General features: G+C 54.1%; 1 protein-coding gene and 1 pseudogene. One reads left to right on the top strand and one right to left on the bottom strand.

Annotated features, from left to right (window positions below):
- Positions 1-93 (bottom strand): annotated as a pseudogene (locus HT737_RS32460) (helix-turn-helix transcriptional regulator); the annotation flags it as partial.
- A gap of 110 nt (positions 94-203) precedes the next feature.
- Here HT737_RS32460 and HT737_RS28645 point away from each other — a divergent pair.
- The gene (locus tag HT737_RS28645) at positions 204-449 is read left to right on the top strand and encodes a hypothetical protein (protein WP_182404505.1); all 246 of its coding nucleotides are present in this window, start codon (positions 204-206) and stop codon (positions 447-449) included.
- The last annotated feature ends 146 nt before the right edge of the window (positions 450-595 follow it).

The raw sequence follows: 595 nt of genomic DNA, 5'->3' as shown, positions 1-595 counted from the left end.
GAAATGATCATCGCCGGTGCTGGCAATCAGTTCCCCCAGTTGCCAGTAGAAGTGCGGGTTTTCCATGTTGCGAATGCTGCCGGTCAGATTCATATCCTTGTCATCCCTGGTTCCGAGTCATCACCGAGTCGTCCGCTGTTGATGCAAAAGCCGCCCACGCAATCGTCTCTCCTTGAAACTGATCTGGGGCGGGATTTAAGCCTATGGATTTGTCCTACGTCTGTAGGGGAAAACAGGGACACAAAGTGCCATCATTTCTGAAAGTTGGCGCCGGGCTTCTGACGGTGCCTGGTACAGAGGTCGCGCTTTGCGTGACTGTTCGGTCACGGCAAAGGCTTGAAAACCGGGGCCAGTTACGTTTTCATGTGCTGACTGCGCTGGTCGATGGCGGCGTCAGCGTGTGGCATTTTTCCTACAAGAATTTCAGTATTTCCTCTCCGAACTTTTAGTGGGTTCCCACCCAATCAGGCTGTTCAAGCGTTGGCTGGCCGGCAGGGGGGACGAGGTTGTCCGGGTTTCAGGTGTCATGTCGGCCTCGGGGCCGATGCTTGAATAGGCGCAAAATCACCTGAGAAGGATCTTATGCCGCCTATTT

This window comes from Pseudomonas sp. MD195_PC81_125 (assembly GCF_014060985.1).
Classification (GTDB): domain Bacteria; phylum Pseudomonadota; class Gammaproteobacteria; order Pseudomonadales; family Pseudomonadaceae; genus Aquipseudomonas; species Aquipseudomonas parakoreensis.
This window is presented reverse-complemented; position numbering and strand designations above follow the sequence as displayed.

What these genes read in the sequence shown, in the direction of transcription:
- HT737_RS28645 (WP_182404505.1), top strand. Translation starts at nt 204, where the DNA reads ATGGATTTGTCCTACGTCTGTAGGGGAAAACAGGGACACAAAGTGCCA.